8 protein-coding genes are annotated in these 7,063 nt (G+C 49.2%); 3 read left to right on the top strand and 5 right to left on the bottom strand.

Features of this window, described 5'->3' with window-relative positions:
• From A3751_RS08390 to A3751_RS08370, 5 genes are all read right to left on the bottom strand, one after another.
• Positions 1 to 787: ribonuclease E/G (locus A3751_RS08390; RefSeq protein ID WP_156492337.1), on the bottom strand; the 787-nt coding region annotated here is incomplete at its 3' end.
• A 27-nt stretch (positions 788 to 814) separates the two neighbouring features.
• Complete coding sequence (locus tag A3751_RS08385) at positions 815 to 1,444, bottom strand: nucleoside triphosphate pyrophosphatase (RefSeq protein ID WP_068454327.1); 630 nt, start codon at positions 1,442 to 1,444, stop codon at positions 815 to 817.
• Positions 1,445 to 1,448: 4 nt separating this feature from the next.
• Positions 1,449 to 1,928: a rod shape-determining protein MreD gene (gene mreD, locus A3751_RS08380; protein ID WP_068454325.1), complete on the bottom strand. Its 480-nt coding sequence runs from the start codon at positions 1,926 to 1,928 to the stop codon at positions 1,449 to 1,451.
• Positions 1,925 to 2,806, bottom strand: coding sequence for a rod shape-determining protein MreC (gene mreC / locus A3751_RS08375; protein ID WP_082863125.1), 882 nt, complete (start codon positions 2,804 to 2,806; stop codon positions 1,925 to 1,927). Before mreC ends, mreD begins: the two co-directional genes overlap by 4 nt.
• An 88-nt stretch (positions 2,807 to 2,894) precedes the next feature.
• On the bottom strand, positions 2,895 to 3,932 hold the full coding sequence (locus A3751_RS08370; protein WP_068454319.1) for a rod shape-determining protein: 1,038 nt from the start codon (positions 3,930 to 3,932) through the stop codon (positions 2,895 to 2,897).
• Positions 3,933 to 4,267: 335 nt separating this feature from the next.
• On the opposite strand from A3751_RS08370, the gene gatC reads away from it, so the two are divergent.
• The 3 genes from gatC to gatB form a co-directional block, all read left to right on the top strand.
• Entirely contained in the window at positions 4,268 to 4,555 is a 288-nt protein-coding gene (gene gatC / locus A3751_RS08365; RefSeq protein ID WP_068454316.1) for an Asp-tRNA(Asn)/Glu-tRNA(Gln) amidotransferase subunit GatC, read from the top strand.
• A 53-nt stretch (positions 4,556 to 4,608) separates the two neighbouring features.
• Positions 4,609 to 6,084, top strand: coding sequence for an Asp-tRNA(Asn)/Glu-tRNA(Gln) amidotransferase subunit GatA (gene gatA / locus A3751_RS08360; protein ID WP_068454313.1), 1,476 nt, complete (start codon positions 4,609 to 4,611; stop codon positions 6,082 to 6,084).
• Between the two features lie 18 nt (positions 6,085 to 6,102).
• On the top strand, positions 6,103 to 7,063 hold a 961-nt coding region (gene gatB, locus A3751_RS08355), incomplete at its 3' end, for an Asp-tRNA(Asn)/Glu-tRNA(Gln) amidotransferase subunit GatB (protein WP_068454310.1).

Below are 7,063 nucleotides of genomic sequence, written 5' to 3'. Positions count from 1 at the left end.
TTACCTTGGCAAAGCTCTCTTTGGAGTCGATACGAATTTTCTCGGTTTGAGGTTTGACCAAATCACGGATAGCGCGCACATGAAGCGGCAACTCTTGATAGATCACCTCCCCCATTTTACTATTTTTGATACGCTGCTCTAGCTTGGTCCACAAACGCATTAGAAACTGAACATCCGCCTCAAACTCGTCTTCGCCCGCACTCTCAGCCGCAGTTCGAATAATAAAGCCCGACCCTGCACTGTGCTTAGCGTGTTCTTCGACAGCATCTCCAGCGTTATCGGAGCTTGTCTTGGCCCTATCTGTAAAAAACTGCTCACGCTGAGTACATTCGGTCACGAGGTTACGAAGACGTTCTCTCTCTGCCTCATCCTCAATACGTTGCGAAATGCCGATATGATGCACCGAAGGCATGTAGACGAGATAACGGCTTGCAACCGAAAGCTGCGTTGTTAGTCGAGCGCCTTTGGTTCCAATTGGGTCTTTGATCACCTGAACGACAAGGGACTGCCCCTCGCGGAGCAACAACGCAATGTCCTGTTGTTGGTCGCCATTATCGGTAGCACCAACGATGTCTGAAACATGGATAAATGCAGCGCGCTCGAGACCAATCTCAACGAAGGCGGCTTCCATTCCTGGCAGCACGCGCACTACCTTGCCCTTGTAGATGTTACCGACAATCCCCAAACAGCTTGAACGCTCAATATAGACTTCTTGCAACATGCCGTTCTCTACGACCGCTACTCTCGTTTCGACAGGCGTTACATTTATCAGTAGTTCTTCGCTCAAAACATCTATTCCTTTTACTGCTCTGAATTATAAAGCCGATGCTACCCCGGCAGACTTTAATGCACTATGCACTTCCATTAGAGGCAGACCAACAACATTGCTATAGCTTCCTTCAATCCGCTCAACGAAAACTGCGCCTAAGCCCTGAATACCATACCCCCCAGCCTTATCCGCAGGCTCTTCAGTATCCCAATACGCCGCGAGCTCTTGCGCACTCAACTCTTTAAAGTGCACGTCGGTTTTGACTACGTCGAGATTTAACCTAGTGACCACGCCGTCACTCAACTCACCGAGTGCAAAGCTGCTTAAAACCGTATGAGAGCTACCCGACATCAAACCCATCATTCGCTGAAAATCAGGAAAGTCGACAGGCTTCGTAAGGATTTCACTACCCTTGATACATATTGTATCCCCAGCGAGCACGATTAGCCTTGCGTTACTCAGTGCCAAACCAGCAATTTCAGTCCGTCCCTTCAACTGATCCATCGCTGCGTCGAGTTTTTCTCGAGCCATGCGCTTTGCATATTCAACTGGCTGTTCATGCAAAGCCACACTTTCATCAATATCAACCGGTAGACGATGGGGCTGATAACCAAGCTGACTAAGCAAATCGAACCGTCTCGGTGATGCAGAAGCGAGTACTAGAACCGTGTTCATCGCGTCATATCCTCAATGCCATACTAGTTCGATCGTAAATCACAACCAGGATCGGCCAGAAGAAACCACTCACCATTGCTTGAACGATTAGTTGCCCTGGATCTTGTCCGCGACTTAAGAGAGAAGTAAAGGAGTTGGAAATTAGCAAGTGGATAAGCACGATAACAAACGCAACGAGAGACTGCTGAAGCAAAGGATAAAGCTTAAAACGTTTATGCATACCAACAGCGAGGTAGGCAACGATGCTCAGTGCCAACGCGTTTACGCCAAGATACACACCGCTAACAACATCTAGCAGCAATCCGATCAAAAAGCCGATTGCGATTCCAACGGAACCAGGAGAGCGCAGCGTCCAAAAGAAAACAGTGAGCACTAGCCATTCAGGCCGCAGTGTCGCCATCATTGTTGGGAGATGAATCAATTCCAACACTAACGAGATAATAAACGTGACCGTGATGGCAAAAATACTTGGCTGATAAATCATTGTTCCGCGCCTTCTGACTTGGTCTGGTCAACGATTGAATCACCCATCGAGGCCTTGAGCCCCTCATCTTTCTGCGGAAAAACAAGAAGCAAAAGGCGGCTTCGATTTAGGTTTGCCTGCGGTTCAATCTTCACCGTTGCAAATGATGCGCTTGGATTGTGTTGGACTTCGGTGACGGTTGCGACAGGATAGCCTGATGGAAAGCGGCCACCAAGACCGGAGCTTACTAACAAATCACCTACCTGAATATCCGCCGTATCCGGCACATTCACCAGCGTCATTTCCGACAAATTACCCAAGCCATAAGCGATGGCTCTAACACCGTTTCGGTTAACCTGCACCGGCACGGCGTGACGATCATCTGAGATTAATAAAACACGACTTTGGAAGTCGCTTACGTCAATGACCTGCCCCATCAAACCATATTCGTCGAGCACTGCTTGGCCGGCATAAACGCCATCCTGCAAACCCTTATTGATCATTATATAGTGTCGACTTGGGTCCGGACTTACGCTAACCAACTCGGTGATCACGACGCCATCATCCAATACCCGAGAAGCCTTAAGCAGCTCGCGCAAGCGATTCAGTTCCGCCGTTGTACTTGCCAGTTTTTGGGATTTGCGCTCAAGAACAAGCACTTTTGACTTCAAAGATTCGAGCTCATCTTCAAGCTCATTGCGGGAAGTGAAGAGAAAGCCAACTCCATTGACGAACTGAGTTGGGATATCACTCATCCACTGAAAGGGAGTAAGCAAGGTGCTTACTCCTCGACGAACCGGATCCAGTTGATCATATCGAACGTCGACTACCATAAGGGCAACGCTCAGAAAAACTGCAAGTATTAGCCGGTAGCCCAAATAAGGGCCTTGTACGAAAATAGTGCTAATCGCTCAGACCCTCGCTTGACTAAATTAGGCAACTTTGAATTGTCAACGCGTTATCCGTAACGCCTCAACAAGATAAAAGTTATTCCACCGCGAAGATGCCATCTGCACCTTTATCAATCAGCTCGAGCGCCTTGCCTCCACCGCGTGCAACACAAGTCAGCGGGTCCTCCGCGACAATAACGGGCAAACCAGTTTCTTCGCTGATCAAGCGATCCAGTCCGCGAAGCAATGAGCCACCACCAGTCAAAACAATGCCACGCTCGGCAATATCTGACGCCAACTCAGGCGGAGATTGCTCTAAAGCACCTTTCACAGCCTGCACGATTGCAGCGAGCGACTCTTGCAGTGCCTCTAGAATTTCCTCACTATTCAATTCGAAGCCTCGTGGAACACCCTCAGCAAGGTTTCGACCACGCACGTCGATAGCACGCACTTCCAACCCTTCGTAAGCACAGCCTATTTCCTGTTTAATGCGCTCTGCTGTCGCGTCGCCAATAAGGCTACCGTAATTACGACGAACGTAAGTCACGATATTTTCATCAAAACGGTCACCGCCGATTTTCACAGAGTCTGCATAAACAATCCCGTTTAGGGAGATGATCGCAATCTCGGTCGTACCGCCACCGATATCCACAACCATCGAACCGCTTGCCTCTTCAACAGGCAAGCCCGCGCCAATCGCTGCGGCCATAGGCTCCTCAATCAAGAATACCTCTCGCGCACCAGCACCAAGGGCCGATTCACGAATCGCCTTCTGTTCTACCTTGGTGGAACGGCTAGGAACACAGATCAATACCCGAGGACTTGGCGTGATAAAACTATTCTCGTGCACCTTATGGATGAAGTGCTGAAGCATCTTCTCTGTTACCACAAAATCCGCGATCACACCGTCCTTCAGAGGACGAATAGCTGTAATGTTGCCTGGCGTCCGACCAAGCATACGCTTGGCTTCCGCACCGACTGCTGCAACGCTTTTTTGAGCACCGGAGTTGCGAATCGCAACAACTGAAGGCTCATCGAGAACAATTCCGCGCTCGCGCACGTAAATAAGAGTATTCGCTGTTCCCAAGTCGATCGAAAGATCGCTTGAAAACATGCCGCGTAATTTCTTGAACATGGAAGGAAATCAACCTGAAGATTTATGAATATAATTATCAGGTAACTTTAACAATGGCGCAGGGTTTGGGCAAGAAACATTCTCAGTAAACGCGCTCACTTACATCAGTTTTTTAGGGCAATCCTCAAACTGCGCCGCAATAGAGTTCAATTTTCAACCAACTCTTTGAGAAAGGCTCAAACCAGTTAGCAATTCTCGGCGAATCGCCGCCGAAAATACCCACACAAATCTGCTTTTTGTTATGATGACGCCGCCTATAACGCTCTACTAAAGAAAAACTTGATCTCGCGCTACAACAACTTGCACGCCGAGACACGAACATTAAGGTTTATACCATGTCGATTACTCCCAATGACATCCAAAAAATCGCCCTGCTCTCGAGACTCAAAGTTGAAGACGAGAAAGTTGAAAAACTCAGTGGCGACGTCAACAACATTTTGGGCTTGGTGGATCAACTTCAACAAGCAGACACCAATGGCGTTGCACCGATGGCACACCCGTTAGATGCAGTACAAACCTTACGCACGGATCAAGTGACCGAAACAAATCAACGCGAAAAGTATCAAAGCGTCGCTCCGGCGACCGAAGACGGACTATTCCTCGTTCCCAAAGTGATTGAGTGAGCATCAACACATCACACTCCTCCATTGCCAGAACGAATAAAGAGTTAGCAACTATGTTTGAAAAATCGATAAAGGAGCTCGCGCAAGGACTCCGCAACAATGAATTCACTAGTGTCGAGCTTACCCAAGCTTACCTAGATCGTATTGAAAAGCTTGACGGTAAAATTAATAGCTATATCACCGTCGCAAAAGAGCAAGCGCTGGCCGATGCGGCAGAAGCCGATAAGAAGATCGCCAGTGGTGACCAGAACATCTGGACCGGCATTCCTTTCGCCCATAAAGATATTTTCTGCACCGACGGCACATTGACCACATGCGGGTCAAAAATGCTGCATAATTTTGTCCCCCCTTACAATGCGACCGTCGCTCAGAAACTGATCGATGCTGGCGCCATCTGTCTCGGCAAGACCAACATGGACGAGTTCGCGATGGGGTCGACCAACGAGAGCAGCTTCTACGGAAAGGTTCTCAACCCATGGAGCGATACAAAAGAGCTCGTCCCCGGAGGCTCTTCAGGCGGCTCTGCTGCTGCCGTCGCCGCTCGACTTGCTCCGGTTGCAACAGGCACAGACACCGGGGGATCGATCCGTCAGCCAGCAGCATTCTGCGGCCTGACAGGCTTAAAGCCGACCTACGGCAGAGTCTCGCGATATGGAATGATCGCCTTCGCCTCAAGCCTTGATCAAGGCGGACCTATGGCAAAAAGCGCTGAAGACTGCGCAGCCTTGTTACAAATTATGGCCGGACACGACGCGAAAGACTCAACCAGCATCGACCAGGACGTCCCTAACTATCTCGACGAGCTGACAGGCAATATTACCGGCCTAAAAATTGGCCTACCGAAAGAATACTTTAATGAGCATTTAAGCGACGATATCAACCAAGTTCTGCAAGAAGCCATCAAAGTTCTAAAAGAAAAAGGTGTTGAATTTAAAGAGATCAGCTTGCCAAACAGCAAACTTGGCGTGCCCGCTTATTACGTCATCGCACCGGCCGAGGCATCAGCAAATCTAAGTCGATTTGACGGCGTCCGTTATGGCTATCGCTGTGAAGATCCTAAGGATCTCATGGATATGTACCTCCGCAGTCGTTCAGAAGGTTTTGGTGAAGAAGTAAAGCGCCGCATCCTGGTCGGCACCTACGCACTTTCGGCAGGCTACTACGATGCTTACTATAACAAGGCAATGCAGGTACGCCGCCTAATCAAGAATGATTTTGAAAACGCATTCAAAGAGGTCGACTTCATCCTCGGGCCAACAACGCCATCCCCTGCCTTTGGATTTGACGAGAAAGGAGATGACCCCGTGCAAATGTATCTCGAAGATGTTTATACCATCACGGCAAATCTTGCAGGCATTCCTGCAATGTCATTACCTGTCGCTCCGGTTAACGGCTTGCCTTGCGGCCTTCAGTTGCTTGGTAATTACTTCGACGAAGCGCGCATGCTTAACCTTGCTTATGCATTCCAACAGGAAACGGAATGGCACAAGCTTCGTCCTGAAAACTCACTGACCGAGCTAAGCGCGTAACAAGCCAAGGAGACTACTATGCAATGGGAAACCGTCATCGGGCTTGAAGTACACGTTCAGCTCGCAACCAAATCAAAAATCTTTTCAGGCTCATCCACCGCATTTGGTGCCGAGCCAAACACACAGGCTAGCGCCGTAGATCTAGCCCTGCCTGGTACACTTCCTGTGCCGAATGAACAGGCCTTTCGATACGCCACCATGTTTGGCCTAGCGATTGATGCCGAGATATGCAAAAGAAGCGTTTTCGAGCGCAAAAACTATTTTTATCCTGATCTACCAAAGGGCTACCAGACAACGCAACTAGACGCGCCAATAGTGGGCCCAGGCGTGGTTGAGATTACATTAAAAGACGGCACGAAGAAGAATATCCGTATCCATCACGCACACCTTGAAGAAGATGCAGGCAAGTCACTACATGAAGACTATCATGGCATGTCGGGCATAGACCTTAATCGGGCCGGGACTCCGCTAATCGAGATTGTCAGCGAACCGGATATGCGCAATGCCGAAGAAGCAGTAGCACTTGCAAAGGCGCTGCACAGTATCGTCACATCACTCGGAATTTGCGATGGCGAAATGTCACAAGGCTCCATGCGCTTCGACGTCAACATCTCTGTTCGCCCCAAAGGCCAAGAAGAACTTGGCACCCGCACAGAAACCAAGAACCTCAATTCTTTCCGTTTTATGGAGCAAGCCATTGCGCTTGAAGTAGAGCGGCAAATTGACGTCTTGGAAGATGGCGGTGAAATCGTTCAGGAAACGCGACTTTATGATGGAGATAAGCACGTTGCGCGATCCATGCGAAGCAAGGAAGAAGCAAATGATTACCGCTACTTCCCTTGCCCTGACTTATTGCCTGTTGTACTCACTGATGACTATATCGAGGAAGTTCGCACGCAAATGCCAGAACTCCCAGCCGCGCGCAAAGAACGCTTTATGTCTGATTTCGGTCTAAATGAATACGATGCCGGCATGCTCT

The sequence above is a fragment of the Oleiphilus sp. HI0080 genome (assembly GCF_001635135.1).
This window is presented reverse-complemented; position numbering and strand designations above follow the sequence as displayed.